The sequence below is a fragment of the Streptomyces angustmyceticus genome, from assembly GCF_019933235.1.
Lineage (GTDB): Bacteria > Actinomycetota > Actinomycetes > Streptomycetales > Streptomycetaceae > Streptomyces > Streptomyces angustmyceticus.
Window position 1 is genome coordinate 673,073 of sequence record NZ_CP082945.1, and the last position, 21,643, is coordinate 694,715.

At 72.3% G+C, this 21,643-nt stretch carries 23 protein-coding genes; 13 read left to right on the forward strand and 10 right to left on the reverse strand.

What is annotated here, in order from left to right:
- Positions 1–51: 51 nt before the first annotated feature.
- The gene (locus K7396_RS03420) at positions 52–912 is read right to left on the reverse strand and encodes a hypothetical protein (protein WP_223659597.1); all 861 of its coding nucleotides are present in this window, start codon (positions 910–912) and stop codon (positions 52–54) included.
- A 238-nt stretch (positions 913–1,150) separates the two neighbouring features.
- On the opposite strand from K7396_RS03420, the gene K7396_RS03425 reads away from it, so the two are divergent.
- Positions 1,151–2,008, forward strand: coding sequence for a hypothetical protein (locus K7396_RS03425; protein WP_223659599.1), 858 nt, complete (start codon positions 1,151–1,153; stop codon positions 2,006–2,008).
- Here K7396_RS03425 and K7396_RS03430 read toward each other — a convergent pair.
- The 5 genes from K7396_RS03430 to K7396_RS03450 all read right to left on the reverse strand — a co-directional run bounded on the left by K7396_RS03430 (position 2,005) and on the right by K7396_RS03450 (position 5,729).
- Complete coding sequence (locus K7396_RS03430) at positions 2,005–2,892, reverse strand: SCO6745 family protein (RefSeq protein WP_086717795.1); 888 nt, start codon at positions 2,890–2,892, stop codon at positions 2,005–2,007. The two genes, K7396_RS03425 and K7396_RS03430, sit on opposite strands and share 4 nt — an antisense overlap.
- A gap of 101 nt (positions 2,893–2,993) precedes the next feature.
- Positions 2,994–3,227, reverse strand: a complete 234-nt coding sequence (locus tag K7396_RS03435; RefSeq protein ID WP_086717761.1) for a hypothetical protein — start codon at positions 3,225–3,227, stop codon at positions 2,994–2,996.
- 2 nt (positions 3,228–3,229) lie between these two features.
- Positions 3,230–3,466 (reverse strand): DUF6400 family protein, encoded by a 237-nt coding sequence (locus K7396_RS03440; RefSeq protein ID WP_086717764.1) that lies wholly within the window; start codon positions 3,464–3,466, stop codon positions 3,230–3,232.
- Between the two features lie 228 nt (positions 3,467–3,694).
- A complete protein-coding gene (locus tag K7396_RS03445) occupies positions 3,695–4,978 on the reverse strand; it encodes a PP2C family protein-serine/threonine phosphatase (protein WP_170314246.1) in 1,284 nt (427 codons plus the stop codon).
- Positions 4,979–5,024: 46 nt separating this feature from the next.
- On the reverse strand, positions 5,025–5,729 hold the full coding sequence (locus K7396_RS03450) for a TetR/AcrR family transcriptional regulator (RefSeq protein WP_152104207.1): 705 nt from the start codon (positions 5,727–5,729) through the stop codon (positions 5,025–5,027).
- A gap of 291 nt (positions 5,730–6,020) precedes the next feature.
- Here K7396_RS03450 and K7396_RS03455 point away from each other — a divergent pair, with 291 nt between their 5' ends.
- Together K7396_RS03455 and K7396_RS03460 are read left to right on the forward strand one after the other, a co-directional pair.
- Positions 6,021–7,544 (forward strand): APC family permease, encoded by a 1,524-nt coding sequence (locus tag K7396_RS03455; protein WP_223659601.1) that lies wholly within the window; start codon positions 6,021–6,023, stop codon positions 7,542–7,544.
- Between the two features lie 107 nt (positions 7,545–7,651).
- On the forward strand, positions 7,652–9,355 hold the full coding sequence (locus K7396_RS03460; RefSeq protein ID WP_086721397.1) for an amidohydrolase: 1,704 nt from the start codon (positions 7,652–7,654) through the stop codon (positions 9,353–9,355).
- Positions 9,356–9,453: 98 nt separating this feature from the next.
- On the opposite strand, the gene K7396_RS03465 is transcribed toward K7396_RS03460, so the two are convergent.
- The gene (locus K7396_RS03465; protein ID WP_086721398.1) at positions 9,454–9,864 is read right to left on the reverse strand and encodes an organic hydroperoxide resistance protein; all 411 of its coding nucleotides are present in this window, start codon (positions 9,862–9,864) and stop codon (positions 9,454–9,456) included.
- Positions 9,865–9,991: 127 nt separating this feature from the next.
- Here K7396_RS03465 and K7396_RS03470 point away from each other — a divergent pair, with 127 nt between their 5' ends.
- From K7396_RS03470 to K7396_RS03500, 7 genes are all read left to right on the forward strand, one after another.
- Positions 9,992–10,453 (forward strand): MarR family winged helix-turn-helix transcriptional regulator, encoded by a 462-nt coding sequence (locus tag K7396_RS03470; RefSeq protein WP_086721399.1) that lies wholly within the window; start codon positions 9,992–9,994, stop codon positions 10,451–10,453.
- Positions 10,454–10,725: 272 nt separating this feature from the next.
- Entirely contained in the window at positions 10,726–10,959 is a 234-nt protein-coding gene (locus K7396_RS03475; protein WP_086721400.1) for an acyl carrier protein, read from the forward strand.
- On the forward strand, positions 10,956–12,194 hold the full coding sequence (locus K7396_RS03480) for a beta-ketoacyl-[acyl-carrier-protein] synthase family protein (protein WP_086721401.1): 1,239 nt from the start codon (positions 10,956–10,958) through the stop codon (positions 12,192–12,194). Before K7396_RS03475 ends, K7396_RS03480 begins: the two co-directional genes overlap by 4 nt.
- Before the next feature lie 65 nt (positions 12,195–12,259).
- Positions 12,260–13,159 (forward strand): alpha/beta fold hydrolase, encoded by a 900-nt coding sequence (locus K7396_RS03485; protein ID WP_086721402.1) that lies wholly within the window; start codon positions 12,260–12,262, stop codon positions 13,157–13,159.
- 143 nt (positions 13,160–13,302) lie between these two features.
- On the forward strand, positions 13,303–13,620 hold the full coding sequence (locus K7396_RS03490; RefSeq protein ID WP_086721403.1) for an ArsR/SmtB family transcription factor: 318 nt from the start codon (positions 13,303–13,305) through the stop codon (positions 13,618–13,620).
- Entirely contained in the window at positions 13,617–14,468 is an 852-nt protein-coding gene (locus K7396_RS03495) for an SRPBCC family protein (RefSeq protein ID WP_086721404.1), read from the forward strand. Before K7396_RS03490 ends, K7396_RS03495 begins: the two co-directional genes overlap by 4 nt.
- A gap of 474 nt (positions 14,469–14,942) precedes the next feature.
- On the forward strand, positions 14,943–15,650 hold the full coding sequence (locus tag K7396_RS03500) for a transglycosylase SLT domain-containing protein (protein WP_086721405.1): 708 nt from the start codon (positions 14,943–14,945) through the stop codon (positions 15,648–15,650).
- A 165-nt stretch (positions 15,651–15,815) separates the two neighbouring features.
- Here the strand turns inward: K7396_RS03500 and K7396_RS03505 are convergent, their stop codons facing one another.
- Positions 15,816–16,031, reverse strand: a complete 216-nt coding sequence (locus K7396_RS03505) for a hypothetical protein (protein WP_086721408.1) — start codon at positions 16,029–16,031, stop codon at positions 15,816–15,818.
- Between the two features lie 720 nt (positions 16,032–16,751).
- On the opposite strand from K7396_RS03505, the gene K7396_RS03510 reads away from it, so the two are divergent.
- From K7396_RS03510 to K7396_RS03520, 3 genes are all read left to right on the forward strand, one after another.
- A complete protein-coding gene (locus tag K7396_RS03510; RefSeq protein WP_174886808.1) occupies positions 16,752–17,396 on the forward strand; it encodes a transglycosylase SLT domain-containing protein in 645 nt (214 codons plus the stop codon).
- Positions 17,397–17,781: 385 nt separating this feature from the next.
- The gene (locus K7396_RS03515; protein ID WP_086721406.1) at positions 17,782–18,642 is read left to right on the forward strand and encodes a lysozyme; all 861 of its coding nucleotides are present in this window, start codon (positions 17,782–17,784) and stop codon (positions 18,640–18,642) included.
- A 219-nt stretch (positions 18,643–18,861) separates the two neighbouring features.
- Positions 18,862–19,308 carry a spore-associated protein A gene (locus K7396_RS03520; protein WP_086721407.1) on the forward strand — a complete coding sequence of 149 codons (447 nt, stop codon included), beginning with the start codon at positions 18,862–18,864 and terminating at the stop codon, positions 19,306–19,308.
- A gap of 117 nt (positions 19,309–19,425) precedes the next feature.
- Here K7396_RS03520 and K7396_RS03525 read toward each other — a convergent pair whose 3' ends face one another.
- Entirely contained in the window at positions 19,426–20,958 is a 1,533-nt protein-coding gene (locus K7396_RS03525; protein ID WP_152104206.1) for an SDR family oxidoreductase, read from the reverse strand.
- Between the two features lie 183 nt (positions 20,959–21,141).
- On the reverse strand, positions 21,142–21,441 hold the full coding sequence (locus K7396_RS03530; protein ID WP_086721657.1) for a hypothetical protein: 300 nt from the start codon (positions 21,439–21,441) through the stop codon (positions 21,142–21,144).
- Positions 21,442–21,643: the final 202 nt, after the last annotated feature.

Consider the following 21,643-nt stretch of genomic DNA (forward strand, 5'->3'; position numbering starts at 1 on the left):
CGGTGAGGACCGCGAGGCGGGTTCGTACGGATCACAAGTGAGTGTGTGGCGTCAGGAACTGAGGTGGTATTGGGCCCAGGGCTGATGGGCGGGTGCGGCATCCTCGTGGGAGGGCGCGAGCGTCCCCCAGGGGGCCAGGGCGTTGTCCCATTCCGAGGCCAGGGCGGTCATGTCCGGGACGGGCTCCGCGGTCGGCATCGTTCCGGTGTGCCAGCCGGACGCCATCGGGTGCCCCGCGTGCGCGGTCGCGTTCCAGGCGGCCGTCTGCTGCGCGGGGATGCTGTATTCGGACTCGTGCACCTCCCCGGGACCGCGCCGGTGGCGTCCCGCATGGGTCTCCGCAGGGCCGGGGTAGAACCGCCCCTGCGCCGAGAGCTGCTGGGCACGGGTGACCAGGCGGGTGAGGTCCAGTCCGAATTCCGTGGCGAGTTCGCGCAGATCCACGCCGGTCTGCCAACTGCCGATGAGGACCGCGTCCATGGCCGGGGACCAGGTCTGTTCCGCCGTGGCGCCGACTCCCTCGCGGGGCAGGCCGGTGGCGCGGGTTCCGGCAGGGGGGTTCTGGTGAGAGTAATCGGCGACGGGATCCGGCGCCGGCGCGGTCTCCTCCGGTTCCCGGGGCGGCGCGGCGGCGGGAGTGGCGGTCGCCAGCAGCTCGTCGGCGACGGCGCGGGCGTCCTCCTTGCCGACCGTACGCCGGGCGATCCGCACTTCCCGCTCGTTCAGCCCGAACAGACCGGCCACCGCGCCGGTACTGCCCACCGTCACCGCGAACGCCGCCAAAACCCTTGACCGGTCCGCCTGCGCCTCGTCAAGTCTGGCCTGCGCCTCGCGCACCCGCTCATCGCCCAGACAAAACGCTTCTGCCAGCACGGCGTTGCGGTCCCACAACTCTCTAGGATCCATACCCATTCAACGGCTCTTGGGCAGAGGTGTCCCGATCTGATTCGGCAAAGCACCCAAAGGCACCCATCGAACCACCAGATGACAATCACCCCGGTGCGCCGTCCCCGACCGCCCCCGGCCTGATCGGGATGTCATATTCCCTGGTCAGACGCTCGCTCGGATACTCAACGCGGATTGTCGGTGCCGTGGGCTACTGTCATGATCGATGACACTTTCATCGTTCCATGTGCTCATGGGGGGGACCGTGACTCATTTTTCCCGTTTTTCGTCCCGCGTCACAGCGGCACTGCTCACCGGTGCCGTGCTGGGCGGTACGGCAGCCTGCACCGCGTCCGGCGGTCGCACCGCCGCGTCGGGGGACCTCCGCGCGACGCCGGTCGCCGCGGTGCAGAAGGCCGTGAACAAGGGGGCCAGGCTCACCTCCGTCTCGTACCGGCTCTCCGGCAAGGTCCCGGGGCAGGGGACGATCGACGGCAAGGTGGCGTTCAGCATCCGCCCGCGCGCCATCGACATGCGGATGAAGGCCACCGGGGGCAAGGAGGAGGGCGAGTTCTCGGTGCGGCTGGTCGGGGACGCGATGTATCTCGGCGGGGGCGGCCGAGCGGCGGCCGAGATGGACGGCAAGCACTGGATCAAGTTCGCCATGAAGGGCGAGGAAGCCGGCGGCCTCGGGGGGATGCAGCGGCAGGCCGACCAGGACCCGGCGGCGCAGGCATCCCTGCTCCCCCAGTCCGACGACGTCGAGAAGGTCGGCGAGGAGACCGTCGACGGGGTGCGGACGACGCACTACGCCGGGGTGGTCGAGGTGGCGGACCTGCTGAACAAGCGGGCCCCCAGGACCGCGCTGGACGCCGAGCGCCGCGAGAAGGTGCTGGAGCAGTACCAGCAGCTCGGGGTGAGCAAGCTGCACCTCGACATGTGGGTCGGTCCGGGCGACCGCACGGTGAAGTTCCGTGAGCGGGCGCGGGCCGCCCAGGGTCCGCTGGACCTGACCATACGGTTCTTCGACGTCAACAAGCCGGTCAGGGTCCAGGCGCCGCCCGCTTCCGACACGGTGGATCTGGCGCAGAAGCTCAAGGAGGCCGGGAAGCGCCTGGGTTAGCGGTCCGCGGGGTCGCCGCCGCCGGGCGCGGGGTCGTCGAGGTGCGGCAGGCCGATCGGGTTGGGGAACGGCAGCACGTCCGCGGCCAGGAGGCGCCGGACCAGGGGTTCGAGGGTGTGCAGCAGCTCCTCGGCCGCCGTCTCGGGCAGGGGGCGCAGCAGGCGTGCCGCCAGCCGGTCGGTCGCCACCTCGATGCGCTCGCGCTCCCGTCGGCCGTGATCGGTCGCCTCGCCCTGTGCGTCCACGAGCCCGCGGGCGCGCAGCCGGTCCGCGGCGGCGGCCCACTCCTCCTCGCTCCAGCCGCGGTCCTGCCGCATGGTGTCCCGGGGGACGCGGCCCGACGCGGCGGCCAGGACCAGCGCCTCGCAGCCGTCGAGGCCCTCGTCGGCGAGTACGGCGAGGTGTGCGTCGCCCCTGAACTCCCGCACGGTCGTGGCCAGTTGCCACAGGCGCTCGACGGGGTCGGCGTGATCGCACAGCGCGCGGTTGGCGGCGAACAGGGGGCGGGCGACGGCCGGGGCCTCGTCGACGATCGTCCGGAGCGGAGGCAGCAGTCCGGCCGCCGTGCGTTCCAGCTCGGGGTCGATCGCGCGCAGCGCGTGGGCCGCCCGGCTGCCGCGCTCGTCGAGGGCATGCGCCGGGCTGACGACGCTCCAGGCCGCGGGGAGCGCGCGGGCCACCATCCCCGGGGCGAACACCCCGAGCACGGCCGTCGCCGCCGCGGGCTCCACGGCGCCCAAGGGGGCCGTGCGCGAGGCGAAGTACCCCATCCAGAAGCCCTTGAGGCCGAGGTCCTTGCCCAGGGCCCGGCACCCGTCGTCGAAGTAGCAGACCGCGTGCAGCGGCTCGGTCAGCAGCCAGAGCGATCGCGCGTGCAGCTCCATGAACGGCACGCTACCGCCGGCGGTCGTCCGGCGCACCGACCGGAGCCCGCAGGCCGCCGTGGGGTCAGGGGGCGGCCGTCGGCGGGAGGGCGGTACGGGCGTCAGCCGTGGGTACGGCCGCCGGCTCCGAAGCCCGACTGCCAGGTCCACAGGTGGGTGCAGTTGGGGCACTGGAGATGCAGCACGCTGCCCTGGTTCGACAGGAGGTAGCGCCAGTGATCGCCGCAGGTGCGGCCGTCGAGGCAGGTTCCGCAGTCCAGGTGGTCCGCGCAGCCGGGGCAGGGGACCCAGGCCCGGCGGCCGATGTCGGCGGTGGGATCGAGGGGCAGCCGCATACTCAGGCCCGCCCGGGGCCCGGCAGCACCTCGGCGGCGACCAGCATGTCGTAGGTGGCCTGCTGCTCCGCGTCCAGGCCCGAGTAGAGGAGCCGGTACGCCTCGTCCTCGCCCTCCAGCACCGCGACGGGGTCCCAGCTCTCGCCCAGCGCCGCGAGGATCTCGGTGCGCCGCTGCGATTCGTGGGCGGCGAGGTCCAGCTCGAATATCTGGTGGTCAGAGGTGTTGCGGTCGATCATGGTGCGCGTCCTGTACCACGTGCGGATGATGCGGACGTGTTTATCAAGCGGGACGGCACTGAGGAAGCGTCAGAGGGAGGGGGCCGGGCCGGGGGGAACGGGATACCGATCGGTCGCTTACTCTGCGTGACACCGGAAAGGGGAATGAAACGCCTGGTCATTGGCATTTCGGGCGTTGTGCACCCGAGACATGCCCGGGATTGTCGGAAATTCGAGGCGTGACGTACTTCATCCCCGTGGGATCGGATCCTCCGGATCGGCGAGGGCCGCGGAGTCCGGCGGCCTGCTGGGCAGGCGGCGGACCGCGACCGCGGCGGCGTCGTCGCCGAGCCTGCCGTCGGTGTGGGCCAGGAGGTCCGCGCGCAGCCGGCGCAGCACCTGCCGCGGACTGTCCTCGCTCCAGGCGCCGGCACGCTCGGCCAGGGGGTAGAAGGTGCCCTGGTCGTCGCGGGCCTCGCTCACCCCGTCCGTGTGGAGCAGCAGGAGGTCACCCGGCTCGAAGGGGAACGTCTCGACCTCGTAGTCCGGGTCCCCGGCCAGGCCGCCCAGGCCGATCGGGAGCGCGGTCCGGGCACCGTACAAGGGGGTGGCCCGCCCGTCGCGCAGCAGCAGCGGGGGTGGGTGGCCGCAGTTGATGAGGCGCAGCACGGGCCAGCGGTCGGGGATGTCCAGCAGCACGACGGTCGCGAAGGTCTCGTCGCTGTCGGGGTCGGGGGCAGGCGCAGGACCGGGGGCCGGAGCGTCCGGGCGGGAGGCGGCGTCAGGGCCGGGATCAGGGCCGGGGCCGGGGTTCGGCCCGGCCCCCGATTGCGCCCCGGCCCCGGCGCCCGGTGCGTCGTACCACTGGCTGCTGTCCCAGCGGACGGCGCCGTCGAGGTGGACGGCCAGTCGGGGCAGGGTGGCCTGGCGGTGGGCGGCCGCCCGGAAGGCGCCGAGGAGGAGGGCGGCGTGACCGTAGGCGGGCAGCCCTTTGCCGCGGACGTCGCCGATGATCAGCCGGGTGCTGCTGGTGGTGCGCGCCGCCGCGAACAGGTCACCGCCCATCTCCGCCTCCTCCTCGGCCGCCAGGTAGAAGGAGGCGATCTCCAGGGCGCCGCTGCGCGCGGGCAGCGGCCGGAGCAGCACCTGCTGGGCGACCGCGGCCACCGAGCGGCTCTGGGTGAGCCGTCGCTCGTTGCGGTCGCGTACGACGGCGAAGAGCACGACGAGCCCGGAGACGACCACCAGCGCGGCGATCTGGGCCTGCAGGTTCGCGGTGAACAGCACCCCGCGGGCGATGCCGATGGACACCTGGGCGGCCACCGCCAGTGCGCCGATCGCCGCGGTCGGGCGGGGTCCGGCGAAGGCCGCGGTGATCGCGGGTGCCGCGACGAGCAGCGGCCCCAGGTGGATGTCGGGCGGCGCGAGCACGTCGATCACGCAGACCGCCACGATCAGCCCGACCGGGATCAGCACCAGGGCACGGCTCGGTTCCCGTCGGCCGCGCAGCTCCGTCCGCCGTGCAAAGGGCATGCCCCATGTTTGCACCCGGGCGCACGACATGCCCGGTTCGTCCCCGTCATGCCCCGGGCTGCTCCACCGCCCGCCGCAGGGCCGCGATGAGCAGGTCGAGCGCGGGCTCGACGGCCGAGCCGGCCATGGCGGGCAGGTGCTCCCGTACGCGGTGCAGGCTGGGGAACTCGTCCGCGGGCAGTTCGGCGTACCCGTTCTGCCAGGTCTGCTCGTCGGCCGCGCGCTGGGCGGGCGCCAGCCGCAGCGCGCCGGCGTCCAGGGCCGCGTGGCCGAGGGCGGTGTCGACCAGTGCGTGGTAGTGGCGGACGGCGGCGGCCTCGTCGAACCCGGCCTGGAGCAGCAGGCCGATGCCGGTGTCGACCGCGCGCTGCTCGTGCGGCCGGCCCGTGACCCGGACGGTGCTGAACACGGCGATCTGCGGGTGGCGCAGCGCGGAGCGGTAGGCCCGCAGTCCGAGGTCGCGCAGGTCGGCGGCCCAGTCGCCGGTGGACGTGAAGCCGGCCATGGACTCGCCGATGAGGCGGTCGGCCAGGGCCAGCAGCAGGTCCTCGGTGTTGCGGAAGTAGCGGTAGACGGCGGACGGGTCGGCGCCGAGGGCCGCGCCGAGTCTGCGCACGGTGAACGCCTGCGCCCCCTGCGCGTCGATCAGTTCGCGGGCGGCGTCGACGATGAGGTCGGCCGACAGGACCACCCCGGAACTCGTCGGCCGGCGCCGCTTGCGCTCGGTCGGGACGCGCTCGCTCTCCGCCACGCCGAAACCCCTCCGCTCCACTCCGCCCCGGCCCGCGGGCCCTGTCGCAGCCAGGTTAACCACGAGGTTACGTCAACACCGTTGACACAAGGTGAACAGGACGGTTTCATCGGCGGACACACCCACGGATCACCGCGGTGCCCATCCCGCACCACCCCCTTCCGTACGACGTCGCCGGCCCGCTACCCCGGTCCCGGCGCGCGCCGTCCTGCCCCGCGACCCCTCCCCCGCACCTCCCGTCCCCCTGGCCCGGCCGAGACGGTCCGGCCCGCCGTCCAAGGAGTGAGTGCCATGCCTTCCGCAGTGCAGCAGGACCCCGGCCCGGCGAGAATGCGCCGCTCGCTGGGGGTGAAGGACGGGGTGGCGATCGCCGCGTCGAGTACCGCGGCGACCACCAGCATCGGTATCGGGATGGGCACCCTGGCCGCGTACACCGGGCGGCAGACGCCCGCGCTGTTGCTGCTGGCCTTCGTGCCCATCCTCGGCATCGCGCTGTCGTACGCCCGGCTCAACCGCATCGAACCCAACTGCGGCAGCGGCTACACCTGGGTGGGCCGGTCCATCGGCCCCTGGCCCGGGTTCCTGACCGGGTGGGTGGTGCTGGTCGGCAGCGTGATCTTCATGGCGTACACGGGCGCGGTGACCGGCTCCGTCGTGCTCCAGTTCCTCAACAAGATGGGCCTGCACAGCATCGGGGGGCTCCGGCTGGATCCCGGGTCGACCGGCATCAGCACCACCGTCGGGCTGGTCGCGCTGGTCGTCGTCACGATCACCGCGATCACGGGCGTGCGGGCCGCGACCCGGCTGCAGATGTGGCTGCTGATCTTCGAGTACGCGGTCCTGCTGCTCTTCTGCGGCTATGCCCTCGCCATCGGCGACCAGCCGTTCTCGCTGTCCTGGCTCAACCCCTTCGAGATCTCCTCGCCCCAGGCGCTGGCACAGGGGATGGTGCTGGCGGTGTTCTTCTACTGGGGCTGGGACGCCGCGTTCAGCGTCAACGAGGAGACCCACAACTCCACCGACGCCGCCCGCGGCGGACTGATCGCGCTGGTGGCGATGCTGGGGCTGTTCCTCATCGGTGCGCTCGCCTTCCAGCGGGTGATGAGCACGGGCGAACTCGTCCACAACGGGCCGCAGGCGCTCACCTTCCTCGGCAGTCGACTGGCGCCGGAACCCTGGGCCTCGCTGCCCCTGGCCGCGCTGATGTGTTCGGCCTTCGCCTCGCTCCAGTCGAACGTCATCCCCACCGCCCGCGGGGCGCTGGCGATGGCTCGCGACCGGACCCTGGGCCCGGTGTGGCAGCGGGTTCACCCGCGCTACGGTTCGCCCGCCGTGGGCACCCTGCTGATCATGGCTCTCGCCGCGCTGCTCGCCGTGCTCGCGGTCGGCATTCCCAAGCTCAACGACATGATCCTGACGGCCGTCAACTCGATCGGGCTGACCGTGGCCTTCTACTACGGGCTCACCGCGCTCGCCTGCGCCGTGCGCTTCCGCGACAGCCTGCGCGGCGGAGCGGTGCGCGCCCTGCGCGACGTGATCGTCCCGGCGGTGAGCGCGCTGACGCTGTTCGGGCTCGGCGGCTACCTCGTATGGGACTACGCGACCATGAGCGACCACTTCGAGGCGAGCCCCGACAACGGCTGGTTCATGCTGCTGCTGCCCGCGCTGTTCATCGCGCTGGGCCTGGCCACCGCCGCCTGGGCCAAGTGGGTGCGCCGCGCCCCGTACTTCCGCACCGGCCGGGGCACGGACGCCGACACGATCAGCCTCCCGATGGACGCGGACACCGCGCTCCCCAGCCCGTCGGAGGGCTGACCGCACACCCGCGCCGCCGAAGGCCCGGACGACGCCGACGCGGCACATCCGTCACCACGTACACGACCCGCACCCCACCCACCTCACACATCTGGAGCGACGCCCGTATGGATCTCAGCACCACCGCGGCCCCCGAACCCACTCCGGAGGCCGTCACCGGCGACGGCCCCGCCGACCTCGTCTTCGTCTCCGGTCCCGTGCACACCGTCGACGCCGCGCGCACCCGTGCGAGCGCGGTGGCGGTACGCGGGGACCGCATCGTCGCCGTCGGACACGACGCGGACGTCCAGGGCCTGATCGGGCCGGCCACGGACGTCGTCGACCTGCGCGGCAAGCTGCTCGTCCCCGGCTTCCAGGACGCCCATGTCCATCCGGTCGGCGGGGGGCTGGAGTTGGCGCTGTGCGATCTGAGCGCGGCCGACACCGCCGAGGCGTACCGCGACCTGATCGGCGCGTACGCGGCGGCGCATCCGGAGGCGGCGTGGATCACCGGCGGCGGCTGGTCCCTGGAGGCGTTCCCCGGCGGCATGCCGACCCGGGAGTTCCTGGACGCCCTCGTCCCCGACCGCCCGGTGTTCCTCGTCAACCGCGACCACCACGGCGGCTGGGCCAACTCCCGCGCCCTGGAGCGCGCCGGGATCACCTCCCGTACCCCGGACCCGGCCGACGGCCGCATCGAGCGGGACGCCGACGGCCACCCGACCGGCATGCTGCAGGAGGGGGCCATGCAGCTGGTCGGCGACCTGATCCCGGCGGCGACGCTCGCCGAGCAGACCGCCGGCCTGCTCAGGGCGCAGCGCCTGCTCCATGCGTACGGGGTGACCGCCTGGCAGGACGCGATGCTGGGCCGCGGCCCCGGAGGCGCCGACCCCGCCCCGGCGTACACGGCGATCCGCGACGACGGGAAGCTCACCGCGCGGGTCACGGGGGCGCTGTGGTGGGAACGGTCCCGCGGCCTGGAGCAGATCCCTGAACTCATCGCCCGCCGGAAGGAGTTGACGGGGGGACGACTGCGGGCGACCAGCGTCAAGATCATGCAGGACGGCATCGCCGAGAACCACACGGCCGCCATGCTCACCCCGTACCTCACCGCCTGCGGCTGCGCCTCCGACAACAGCGGCATCTCGTTCATCGACCCCGAGGACCTGCGGACCTACGTCACCCTGCTGGACGCCGAGGGCTTCCAGGTGCACTTCCACGCCCTGGGCGACCGGGCCGTACGCGAGGCGCTGGACGCGGTCGAGGCGGCCCGGCGGACGAACGGGTGGCGCGACACCCGGCCGCACCTCGCCCACCTCCAGGTGGTCCACCCCGACGACGTCCCGCGCTTTCGCAGGCTGGGCGCGACGGCGAACATCCAGGCGCTCTGGGCGGCCCACGAACCGCAGATGGACGAGTTGACCATTCCCTTCCTGGGTGCCCAACGGGCCGCGTGGCAGTATCCGTTCGGCGACCTGTTGCGCTCGGGCGCCACCCTGGCGGCGGGCAGCGACTGGCCGGTCAGCTCGCCCGACCCGATCGCCGCACTGCATGTCGCGGTCAACCGCCGGGTGCCCGACGGGCCGCCCTCGGCGCCGGTCTTCCTCCCCGAACAGCGCATCGACCTGGGCTCGGCACTCGCCGCGTACACGGCCGGCAGCGCCTACGCCAACCACCTCGACGACACCGGCACCATCCAGCCCGGAAAGCTCGCCGACCTGGTGGTCCTGGACCGCGACCCCTTCGACGGGCCCACCGAGGAGATCGCCACGACCCGCGTCCTGCAGACGTTCGTCGGGGGGAGCCGGGTGTACGCGGCCGAGGACGCCTGAGGAGAGCGCACGGCGGCTCGCCCGCGGTCCGAGCCGTACGTGCGCGGCGGACCGGCCCCGGTGGTCGCGGGGGCCGGTCCGCCGGGCGCGCCGCTCGGCTACTCGACGACCAGCTCGACGTCGATGTTGCCGCGGGTGGCCTTGGAGTACGGGCAGAACTGGTGCGTCGCCTCGACCAGCTGCCGCCCGGTCTCGCCCGCGAGGGCGTCCGGCAGCTCGACGCGCATGACGACGGCCAGCCCGAAGCCGGTGTCGTCCTTGCCGATGGAGACCTCGGCGGTGACCGAGACGTCCTTGGTGTCGAGCTTCATCTGGCGGCCGACGTTGCTCATCGCGCTGGCGAAGCAGGCCGCGTAACCGGCGGCGAAGAGCTGCTCCGGGTTGGTGCCGGCGCCGTTGCCGCCGAGGGCCGGCGGCATGGCCAGGGCCAGGTCGAGCTGGCCGTCGGAGCTGACCGCCCGGCCCTCGCGGCCGTTGGCGGTGGCGACAGCGGTGTACAGCGCGTCCATCACAGTTCCCCTTCGGTGGCGCGGCGGCCGCTTCCCGGCCGCCGACAGGCATCACAGTGACACACATTTAAATTGCCCGCAACTCGATTGTGCACAACTAAATGATTCGGCGAGCTAACCTGGACCCATGACCTCCGCCACCAGGCCCCCGGTGCCCGACTCCGAACTGCTCCGCCTCGACCACCAGGTCTGCTTCTCGCTGCACGCCGCCTCGCGGGCCTTCGGCGGCGTCTACCGCGACGCCCTCAAGGATCTGGGCCTGACGTACCCCCAGTACCTGGTCATGCTGGTCCTGTGGGAACACGGCTCCCAGCCGGTCAAGGCCATCGGCGAACGGCTCCGGCTGGACTCCGGCACCCTCTCCCCGCTCCTCAAACGCCTGGAGACGGCCGCCCTGGTGCGCCGCGAGCGGAGCACCGAGGACGAGCGTTCGGTCACCATCCACCTGACCCCCGCCGGCGACGAGCTGCGCGAGGCCGCCCTGCCCGTCCCCCGCAGGATGCTGGCCGCCACCGGCCTGACCATCGAGGAACTCCGCACCCTCCAGGGCCTGTTGGGGCGGGTGACCAGCGCCCTCGACCGGGCCTGACGCCGCAGGCCCTCCGCAGTCCGCCGACCCGCGGCCCGTACCTCCCGCCGGTCCGCGGCGTTACGTACGTAGGTGCTCTCCGCGGCGTCCGCAGGACGAGGCGACGACTCCCTGGCCACCCCGGTGCGCTCATCACCCCATTGAGCTACCAAGGTTGGGGAGTCATCGGGACAAAGGCGTATAAAGGGTGGTCAAACCAGCCGGAGCCGCCGGTGAAATCCCGCCCACGACGCGGTTGGCAGCATCGCCTACGACAAGCGGAGGAGCGCCACGTGAATGCGGCAGAAGTTGTCAACACCTTGCTGGTCCAGCGATTCGGGGTCGCCCCGGTCGACATCGCCGAGGAGGCTCCGCTGCGCAGCCTGCGCCTCGACTCCCTGGCGCTGGAGGAGCTCCGCGTCCTCATCGAGGAACGGCTGGACATCGACCTCGACGAGGTGACGCTGACCCCGCGGAACACGGTGGGCCAGCTGGTGGCGGCCGTCGACGGCACCGTGCCGGCATGACGGCCCGCCAGGAGCCGTTCTCCGCGGCCGTGACAGGGCTGGGACTGGTGACCGCGGCGGGCGTGGGGGCGAAGGCCACCTGGCACGCCGTCACCCAGGAAACCGTGCCCGGCGGGGTGTCCCACCAAGAAGAACTCGCCGACCTGCCCTGCGACTTCATGTACACCATCACCGGCCTGGACACCACCGAACTGCTCGGTGTGGCCGCCCAGCGGCTGATGGACCGCTTCTCGCAGCTCGCGGTGATCGCTGCCCGGGAGGCCGTCGCCGACGCCGGGCTCGACCCGGAGTCCTGGGACAGCAGCCGGGTCGCCGTGGTGATCGGCTCCGCGCACGGCGGGCTGCCGTTCTACGACGAGCAGCACGTCGCCATGGCCGGGCGCGGCGCCCGCCGGGTCTCCCCCAAGCTCGCCCCGCTGACCGTCGTCAACAGCGCCGCCAGCAGCGTCTGCATGGACGTCGGCGCACACGGCCCCAGCATGGGCGTGGCCACGGCCTGCTCCTCCGGGACCGTCGCCCTGGGCACCGCGCACCAGCTGCTGCGCGCCGGGGTCTGCGACATCGCCATCGCCGGCGGGGCGGAGTCGGTCCTGTCCCGGCTGCTGATCGCCAGCGCCTGCCAGATGAAGGCGGTCTCCACCCGCCGGGACAACCCGGCCGCCGCGTGCCGCCCCTTCGACGCGGGCCGGGACGGCTTCGTGGTCGGCGAGGGCGCCGGGCTCCTGGTGCTGGAGCGGCCCGAGCACGCCAGGGCCCGCCACGCCCCGGTACGCGCCCACATCCGCGGCTACGGCGCGTCCAGCGACGCCTACGCGGCGGTGGCGCCCGACCCCGAGGGCAAGGGCATCGAGCGGGCGCTGCGCGCCGCGCTGACGGACGCCGGGGTGGCGGGCGGCGACGTCGGCCACGTCAACGCGCACGGCACCTCGACGGTCGCCAACGACCACATCGAGGCCGCCGCGCTGCAGCGGGTCCTCGGCGACCACCCCCTGGTCACCTCGACGAAGGCCATGACCGGGCACGCGCTGGGCGCCGCCGGCGGGATCGAGACCGTGCTCACCGTGCTCGCCCTGGAACAGCAGCTGGTGCCCCCGACCGCCAACCTGGAGGTGGTGGACCCGCGGATCCCCGTCGAGGTGGTCCACACGGAGGCCCGGCAGGCGGCGTTCCAGTGCGCGGTCAAGACGTCCCTGGGCTTCGGCGGGCACAACGCCGCACTGGTGCTGACCCGCTAGGCCGCGTCCGCGACGTCCCGTCTGGCCCGCCCGTTCCCGCCGGTGCCCCGAGAAGGAAATCTGACATGTCCGAGGAAACGATCCGCTCCTTGTCGGTGCGCGGAGTGTCCTACTCCTACCGGCGGCTGCGGCAGCCGGAGCGGATCACCGAGCCCGTGCTGGTGCTGGGCGGCGCGCTGCAGGGGATGTTCGGCTGGCCGCAGATGGAAGATCACGTGGGGCCGTTCGCCGATGTGGTGACCGCCGACCTGCCCGGCATGGGGAGCGCCGACCCGCTTCCCCCGGGGCCGAGCATCGATGTGGTGTGCGCGGCGATCGAGGGCATCATCGAGGATCTGGGCGTCCCGCGGATCAACCTCTTCGGCTTCTCCTACGGCGCCGGTCTGGCCTACGGATGCGCCCGCCGCTTCCCCGGACGCATCGCGCGCCTCGCCCTGGGCGGGGTTCCGGCGCACATCAGCCAGGCGCAGCGGGAGCTGTGGCGACGGGCCTCCGACCATCTCGCGCACGGCGACACCGAGACCTTCGCCACCCTGGTCGCCGAGGGGCTGATGTGCCTCGACGACCGCCGGCACGTCGTGCACCGGCGGCTGGCCTACCGCTATGTCCGGCGCTCGATGCTGCAGGCGGCCCGGAACTCCCGGCACGCCGTCGACTCGCTGCGCCGCGGGCTCTCGGACCGCCCGGACTTCTCCGGCGGCCTGACCGGCATCCCCGCCCTCGTCTTCAGCGGCGAGCACGACACGGTGACCTCCCCGGCCCGGCAGCGGGACTTCGCGGCCACCATCGCGGGCAGCCGCTTCCTGACGATTCCGGACGCCGATCACTGGGTGGTGCTCGAACGCCCCCGGGACGTGGCGGACTTGGCGGCGCGGTTCTTCACCGATGGGCCGCTGAGCTCGGCCCCCTGCCTCGCGCCGGTGGCCCGCGAGGAGACTCCGGCCGCCGATCCGGCGTGCGTATGAGCCACACCCGGCCATGATCCGCGTCCGGTGATGAGCCACGCTCGGTCATGGGCCACGCGCAGGTCATGGGCCCAGGCCAGGTCATGAGCCCGCCCGGATCACATTCCCTTGCGGTTATATAACTACAGACGCATACTGACCTCATGCCCCTACCGTTCGACGTCCTCGCGGAACCGAGCCGGCGCAGGATCCTCGACCTGCTCCTGGAGCGCCCCCGGCTGGTCGGCGAGCTCACCGAGCAGCTCGGGCTGAGCCAGCCGGGCACCTCCAAGCATCTGCGGGTGCTGCGCGAGGCCGGCCTGGTCCGGGTCCGGCAGGACGCCCAGCGCCGCTGGTACGAGCTCAGGCCCGAGCCGCTGGCGGAGCTGGACGCCTGGCTCGCGCACTACCGGCATCTGTGGACCGGGAGCCTCGACGCCCTGGAACGCCATCTCGACGCCATGGAGGACGACCCCCGATGAACCCGCACTCCGACAGCCTCACCCCCGCCGGCGACGGCCGGCACGCCCTGCGCATGGAGCGCAGACTCGCCCATCCGCCCACGAAGGTCTGGTCGGCGATCACCGACCCGGCCCACATCGGGCAGTGGTTCCCCTCCGAGGTCACCGTGGAGCTCCGGCCCGGCGGGGCGATGACCTTCACCATGCCCGGGGTGAGCGACATCGCCATGACCGGCACGGTCACCGACGCCGAGGAGCCCCGGCTGTTCGCCTTCACCTGGGGCGAGGACCATCTGCGCTGGGAGATCACACCGGACGGCGACGGCTCGCTGCTGACCCTGGTGCACACCTTCGGCGACCGCTTCGGCGGCGCGAGCTTCGCCTCCGGCTGGCACCTGTGCCTCACCGCGCTCTCGCAGCTGCTCGACGGCGCGCCGACGGCCGTGCCCCGGGACACCGGGGAGCTGCACGAGGCGTATGTGGAGCAGTTCGATCTCGGACAGGGCGTGGTGGAGGACACCCCGGACGGCCCGCTGGTGCGCTTCGAGCGCCAGCTCGTACGGCCCGCCGAGGCCGTCTGGGCGGCGCTGGCCTCGGGGGACCAACCCACGGAAGGCGCGCCCGCGCCGGCGGGCTTCACCGCGGGGCAGGCGCCGGCCGGGCCCGTCACCGAGGTGCGGGCCCCCACGGTGCTCGCCTATCGCTGGCACCCGGACGGCACGGTCCGGTGGGAGCTGGGCCGGGGCACCGGCCACGGCGCCCGGCTCGTCCTCACCCAGGCCGGCCCGCGCGATTTCGACGCGGACGCCGCGCGGAATGCGTGGCACGACCGCATCGAGCATCTCGCGGCACGTCTCCTTGAATCCTGACCCGCCCGCGCCCCTCCATCCCGCGTACGCGCGCCCCCTGTGGACTTCGCATTCCACAGGGGGCGCGCGCGTTGTCGCGTCCTTCTCCGTCATGCCCTTCCGGCATCGGCGGATTGCGGCTTCCCCGGTGTGAGCCAGGCAACTTCCAGGGGACGCGGAGAGGTCATCGCGGGCGGCACCGGGTGATGCCCGGCACGCGACGTACGTCACGTACGAGCGGGTTTAGTCGTTGCCATTCCCCGCGCTGAGCGCGAATTCCGGCATTTACAACGGACATCTCACTCCATCTCACGAAGATAGGTAGTACAAGGCACCTTTGCCTCCATCCAGGGCGCTCGCTAAGCATGTTCGGCGTAGCACCGAGAAGCGCCTGCGATCTCAGCCAGAGCGGCGAACGCGGCCACCGACCCTCGGTCTCACGCGCCAACCGAAGGCCGTCTCCCCCCGCCACCAAGCCCTGGAAGAGGTCACCTCATGCCCAACTTCACCCTGCGCCGCCCCACCCACCTCACCCGTGCACACAAGGTCTCCGCGGCAGTGGTGGCGACCGCGAGCTGCGCGGCCGCCCTGGCGTTCACCGCGGCGCCGAGCGACGCCGAGACCACCGCCGGCCACGCGTCGGCCGCGGTCAAGCCCGTCAGCGCCAACGGCCTTCCGCTCACCGCGAAGGACCGCGCCGACGACGGCAAGAAGGGCCGGCAGCTCGCCTCGTCCGTCGCCGACGGTCTCAAGGTCACCGCCGTCGAGAAGCAGGGCCACACCGCCAAGCAGGCCGCCAGCCGGTCCGCCGAGCGCAAGGTCATAGCCTCGCCCAAGTCCGCCGCCCCCAAGGCGGCGCCGAAGGCCGCCCCCAAGCGCTACGCGAACAACCTCGACGGCTGGATCCGCGAGTCGCTCGACATCATGAAGGCCAAGGGCATCCCCGGCTCCTACCAGGGCCTGCACCGCAACATCATGCGGGAGTCCAGCGGCAACCCCAACGCCGTCAACAACTGGGACATCAACGCCATCAACGGCGTGCCCTCCAAGGGCCTGCTGCAGGTGATCCAGCCCACCTTCGACACCTACCACGTGTCCGGCACGCCCAAGAAGCTCACCGACCCGATCGCCAACATCACCGCCGCCGCCAACTACGCGGCCCACCGGTACGGCTCGATCGACAACGTCAACTCGGCCTACTGAGCCGGGAAGACGCGACCGTGCGGACGGTCGTGGCGGACTGACACCGGTGCCGCGGAGCGGCACCGGAACAGCAACGGCAGTGGCCCTGCCCGCATCGCGCGGGCGGGGCCACTGCCGTTTGTGGCCTGGGCGGCCGGCCCGGGCACCGATGCCCGGCACCACACGTCACAAGCGGTCGCCGCGCACCCGGTCTCCGCCGAAGAGCGTGTCGAGGATCTGGCCTGCGATGCGCAGCCCTTCCCGCTCCCTGGGGGTGAGCGGGTGCTGGCGGTGCCAGCCGCGCTGCGGGGGTCCGTCGGCGGGCGCGGCGGCGGCAACTCCCGTGGCGAGGAAGCCGGAGACCAGAAGGCCGGTGAGAACGACGGTGAGACGACGGAGCATGAGCACGTCCCTACGATGAGTGATGACTGTGTGCGGTGTCACCTTCGTGGAGCGGGGGGTCCGTAGTCATGCGACAGCTCCGGGCGCTGCTGCGAACGGACCAGCGGCACCGCCGTATCGCCTGAGCTGCCACGCGCCGAGGGCCCGTGCGCACGCGGGCCCTCCGGGCGCCGATCCATGGATTCCGTGGCGCCGGACTCCGCACCCGCTCGTGAATCAGCGCACAATTGCCGCCCCATTGGGTCCCGGACGCAGTGCAGCGCACCACATTTGAGGATTTCCCGGCGCCGTCCCGTCGCGAAGACGCCCGGACGAACGGCCGCAGCCGGCGCCGCGGGCGGCCCCGGAGGCCGGTAATTCCGGTGTGACCCAGGCAACTTATCCGGGCCGTCGAAAGGCTTTTGCGGGCGCTCTCGGGTGACTCGGCGCACGCGACGTACGTCACTTACGAGACTGCCTAGTTGATTTCCATGCGGCCATTCCGGGCCAACGCCGCCAGAAACGCTTATTACTTCAGGGTTCCGGGTTTACCTCACGAAGATGAGTAGTATCGAGCACCATTGCCTCGATTCGGGACCGGCGTTAACCATGGATTCCGACGCACTGAGAGCGAGTTTGCGACTCACGCCCCACGGCGATCGCGACAAAGACCTCCGGTGCGGAACGCGCCGCCAAAAAGGCCGCCTCCCCGTCCCCAGTACCTGGAAGAGGTCAATCTGCATGCCTAGCTTCACCCTGCCCCGCATGACCCGCATCACCCGCACCCAGAAGATCGCCGTGGCCGTCCTGGCCGCCGCGGGTGCCACCTCGGGCCTGGCCGCCACCTCGGCTCCGGACACCGCCCAGGCGGCGTCCGCGCACGCCCCGGCCGCGGTCAAGCCCGTCGATGCGAAGGGCCAGCCGGGCAAGGCCGACGACGCCAAGACCGGCCGCGCCGTGACCGCCTCCGCCGCGGGCCACACCAAGGTCGCCGACGTCGCCAAGCAGCGCAGCGCCGAGCAGGCCACCAGCCGCTCCACCGAGCGCACCGGCGTCAAGGGCTACGCGAACAACCTCGACGGCTGGATCCGTCAGTCGCTCGACATCATGAAGGCCAAGGGCATCCCCGGCTCCTACGAGGGCCTGCACCGCAACATCATGCGGGAGTCCGCCGGTAACCCCAACGCCGTCAACAACTGGGACGTCAACGCCGTCAACGGTGTGCCGTCCAAGGGCCTGCTGCAGGTGATCCAGCCCACCTTCGACACCTACCACGTGTCCGGCACGCCCAAGAAGCTCACCGACCCGGTCGCCAACATCACCGCGGCCGCCAACTACGCGGCCGACCGCTACGGCTCGATCGACAAGGTCAACTCGGCCTACTGAGCCGACGGAGCCGATGAGCCGTCGCCGGCCCTCCCGGCCGGCCCAGGCCGACGAGGCCACGGGTAAGACGACCGCACAAGCGAGCCGACAGGCTCTGCATATGGCAGCTTGCGAAGCGGCGGAATGGCGCGTTCGCCGCTGCGCGGTGGAGCGGGTCCCGGCAGTGCCGGGGCCCGCTTCGCTCTGTCGTGCGACGCACGGGCGGCCCGAGGGGGAGCGGGCGGCCGGGTGCGGCCGCCAGACGGGTGAGATGCGGGGCCGGTCGGCGGACTGACGGCCTGTTGGGTCATAGCGTCAGGCAGTTCTGCGTATAAGTCTCTTATCGGCAGGATTCTGCTCAAAAGCTGCCGAACCTGACTCAACCGAAGGCCTTCGGAGGCATGCGATGCCCTTGCGCAGATCCGGTCCGGCCCGCCGTACAGTCCCTCTTGCGGCCGGAACTCTCGTCTCTCTTCTCTCCGTGCTCGCTCTGCCCCTCGCGCTGCCCGGCTCCGCCACGGCGTCGGATGCCAAGAGACCGGCACACCCCGAGCAGGACTGGATGGGCTCCACCATCGCGGCCCACGAGGGCAGCAGCATCCGGGCGGGAGGCCTCGCGCCGCAGTCGTCGTCCAGAAGGGCCGTGTCCGGCGTCGACGTCTCCAGCCACAACCGCAAGGTCAGCTGGCCGGCGCTGCGCAGGTCCGGGGTGCGTTTCGCATATGTCAAGGCCACCGAGGGGACCAGCTACCGCAACCCCTACTTCGCGCAGCAGTACAGGGGCTCGTACTCCTCCGGCATGATCCACGGTGCGTACCACTTCGCGCTGCCCGACCACTCCAGCGGCCGTTCCCAGGCGGAGTACTTCTCCGAGCACGGCGGCGACTGGTCCAGGGACGGCAGGACGCTGCCCGGCGCGCTCGACATGGAGTACAACCCCTACGGCGCGACCTGCTACGGCAAGAGCCACAAGGCCATGGTCCGCTGGATCCGCGACTTCGTGCGGACCTACCGGGAGGAGACCGGCCGCTACCCGGTCATCTACACGTCCACCAACTGGTGGAAGCAGTGCACCGGCAACTCCGGCAAGTTCGGCCGGACGAATCCGCTGTGGATCCCCCGCTACGGCTCCTCCGTGGGCTCGCTGCCGCGCGGCTGGGAGTACCACAGCATCTGGCAGCACACCTCCTCGGGCCACTCGGTCGGCGACCGCAACCGCTTCAACGGCACGCTCACCCGCCTCAAGGTCCTCGCGAACGGCGGCTGACCCCCCGTCCCCCTGCTCCCGGCCGGTCCCCGGCGCCCCTCCGGCGCCGGGGACCGGCCGTTGTGCCGCCCGCGCCCGCGGACCGACCGGGCATCGTTTTTCGACAACTGCGTTCGAACAAAGGGGAATTCCCCGGCCGGGTACAACCATCCACCGCCGACCACTGTCCAACACTGCGAAAGGACCACGCGACGCACTCCACCGACGGGGGTAAATTCGATGAAGCGTTCACGTGCCATCGCAGGATCCGCAGTACTGGCCGTGGCGAGTATCGCCACGATGACAGCGGCCACCACCGCGACCGCGGCCACCAAGGCCGCGTACAACGGCGCCTGCGGAAGCGGCTACAGCGTAGTGAATTCCGTACCGGTCACCGGAAAGGGGACCGTGTACCTGACGTACAGCGCGAGGACCGGAAAGAACTGTGTCGTGACGGTGCGGAACAGCCCGGGTAAGCCGGTCTACATGTACACGTATCTCACGGCTTCCAACGGCAGTTCCGACTGGGTTTACGACAGCGGGCAGTACACCTCGTACGCCGGTCCCGTCTATCTGCCCGCGAAGGGCGTCTGCGTGGACTGGGGCGGCTCGATCGAGTCGGTCAGCGTCAGCGTCTCCGGCTCCAACTGCGGCCGGATGGCGGCCGGAGTCGTCCGGCACCACTGAGCGGCCATGACGGCGGGTTTCCGGGCGGCCTCCGCCCGGAGGCCCGCCGTTCGCGCTGTCGCGGGGGACGACCCGGACCGGTACCGGCCGCCGAACCCGCTGTACCCGCAAGGCGGTTCAGGCGGGCCGGGGGTGCTGCGCGGCCGCGGCGGCGGCCGCGATGTTGCGGGCCATTCCGCCGAACACCGCGGCGTGGAACGGCGAAACGGCCCACCAGTACGCGTGGCCGGTCAGCCCGTGCGGGTGGAACAGGGCCCGCTGGCCGTAGAGCGTGCGGCCCCGGGCGTCGCGGCCGACCGTCAGCTCCAGCCAGGCCAGGCCGGGGAGCCGCATCTCGGCGCGCAGCCGCAGCAGCCGGCCCGGCACGACCTCCTCGACGCGCCAGAAGTCGAGCGAGTCACCGACCCGGAGCCGGCCCGCGTCGCGCCGGCCGCGGCGCAGCCCCACACCGCCCATCAGCCGGTCCAGCCAGCCGCGCACCGACCAGGCGAACGGGAACGAGTACCAGCCGTTGTCGCCGCCGATGCCTTCGACCACCCGCCACAGCACCTCGGGCGGCGCGTCCACGGTCCGCTCCCGCCGGTCAGTGTAGAGGCTGCCGCCGGCCCAGTCGGGGTCGGTGGGCAGCGGATCGCTCGGGGCGCCGAGCACCGCGGCGTTGGACCAGCGGGTGCTGACCTCGGCGTCGCGGACCCGGCGCAGCGCCAGTTCCAGTGCGTCGTCGAAGGCGATGGGGTGCCCCGGGGGCTCGGGGTCGGGGACGTAGCGGGTGAGGTCGTGCTCGTGGCAGACGACCTCGTAGCGCAGCGATTCGGCCAGCGGGCGGGCCAGGCCCGGGGGGACGGGGGTGACCAGTCCGATCCAGAGGCTGGACAGCCGCGGGGTGAGCATCGGGACGGGCAGGATCAGCCGTTCGGGCAGTGCGGCGACCCGGGCGTAGCGCTGCATCATGTCGCGGTAGGTGAGGATGTCGGGTCCGCCGATGTCGAAGGCGCGGCTGACGTCCTCGGGGAGGCGGGCGCAGCCCACGAGGTAGCGCAGCACGTCGCGGACGGCGATCGGCTGGATCCGGGTGCGCACCCAGCTGGGGGTGACCATGACGGGCAGCCGCTCGGTGAGGTAGCGCAGCATCTCGAACGAGGCCGAGCCGGAGCCAATGATGACGGCGGCGCGCAGCACGGCGGTGGGGACGCCGGACGCCAGCAGGATGTCGCCCACTTCGGCGCGGGAGCGCAGGTGGGGCGACAGGTCCCGCTCGGGGACGCCCCGGGGGCCGAGCCCGCCGAGGTAGACGATGCGGCGGACGCCGGCGGCGCGGGCGCGGCGGGCGAAGATCTCCGCGGCGGTGCGGTCGGTGTCCTCGAACCTGCGGCCGCTGCCCAGGGCGTGCACCAGGTAGTAGGCGACCTCGACGCCGTCCATGGCCTGGCGGACCGACGCCTCGTCGGTGACATCGCCGCGCACGATCTCGGTCTGCGGGGCCCAGGGGTGATCGCGCAACTTCTCCGGTGTCCTGGCCAGCGCCCGTACGGCGTACCCGGCCGCGAGCAGCTCGGGGACCAGACGGCCGCCGATGTAGCCGGTGGCGCCGGTGACCAGGGCGCGCGGGCGCTCCGCGGACGGCGCTGGAGCCTCGCCGTTGTCGGCCATGGGCACGGCCTCCTCCGGCTGATGGCAGCACGACGACCTGCCCGCCCAGTGTGGCACCGGCGCCGGCGCGGGGCATCACGGCGCGGGCCGTGTCGGATCCGGCCGGGCGAAGGGCGCGGGACGTCCCCGGCGGTGGCACGGTCCCGACGGCCTGCGGTGTCCGGTGGCGGCGGCTGTCCCCGGCTAGGCCCCGGGTCCGCGCGGGCGCGAGCCGGCGTCGCGGCAGGTGTCGCGGCGCAGTTCCTGCCGTCGCTCGCGCCCGGTGCCGCGCCCGGTGTGCCGGCCATGGCCCTGCGGGCGGCCGTGTGCCGCCTCGTGGTCCGGGTCGCGGCCCGGCTCCAGGCCCAGCATGTCCATCAACAACGACAGATCGTCCGCGTCCCGCGCACGGCCGGCCAGCGCCTTCCTGGCGAGCCGTCGTTCCTCGTCATCCGGCACGGCGTGCGGCGCGGCGTCATCGGCATTGCGGTGTTCATCGCTCACCGCTGCATTCTCGGCCGGGCCGCACGACCGTGCCCGTCGAACGCCGCACCGGCCGCCCGCGGCCGACCGCCGGGACCGCGCTGCTCCCTCCAGGTGAACCGGGCCCGGAGAAACCGGCCCTGGCGAGGGGAGCCCGGAGTTCCCGCCGTGCCCCTTCCGCGCCCGCCGCCGACGGCCCCTGCCGCCCGACCGGCGCCCGGAG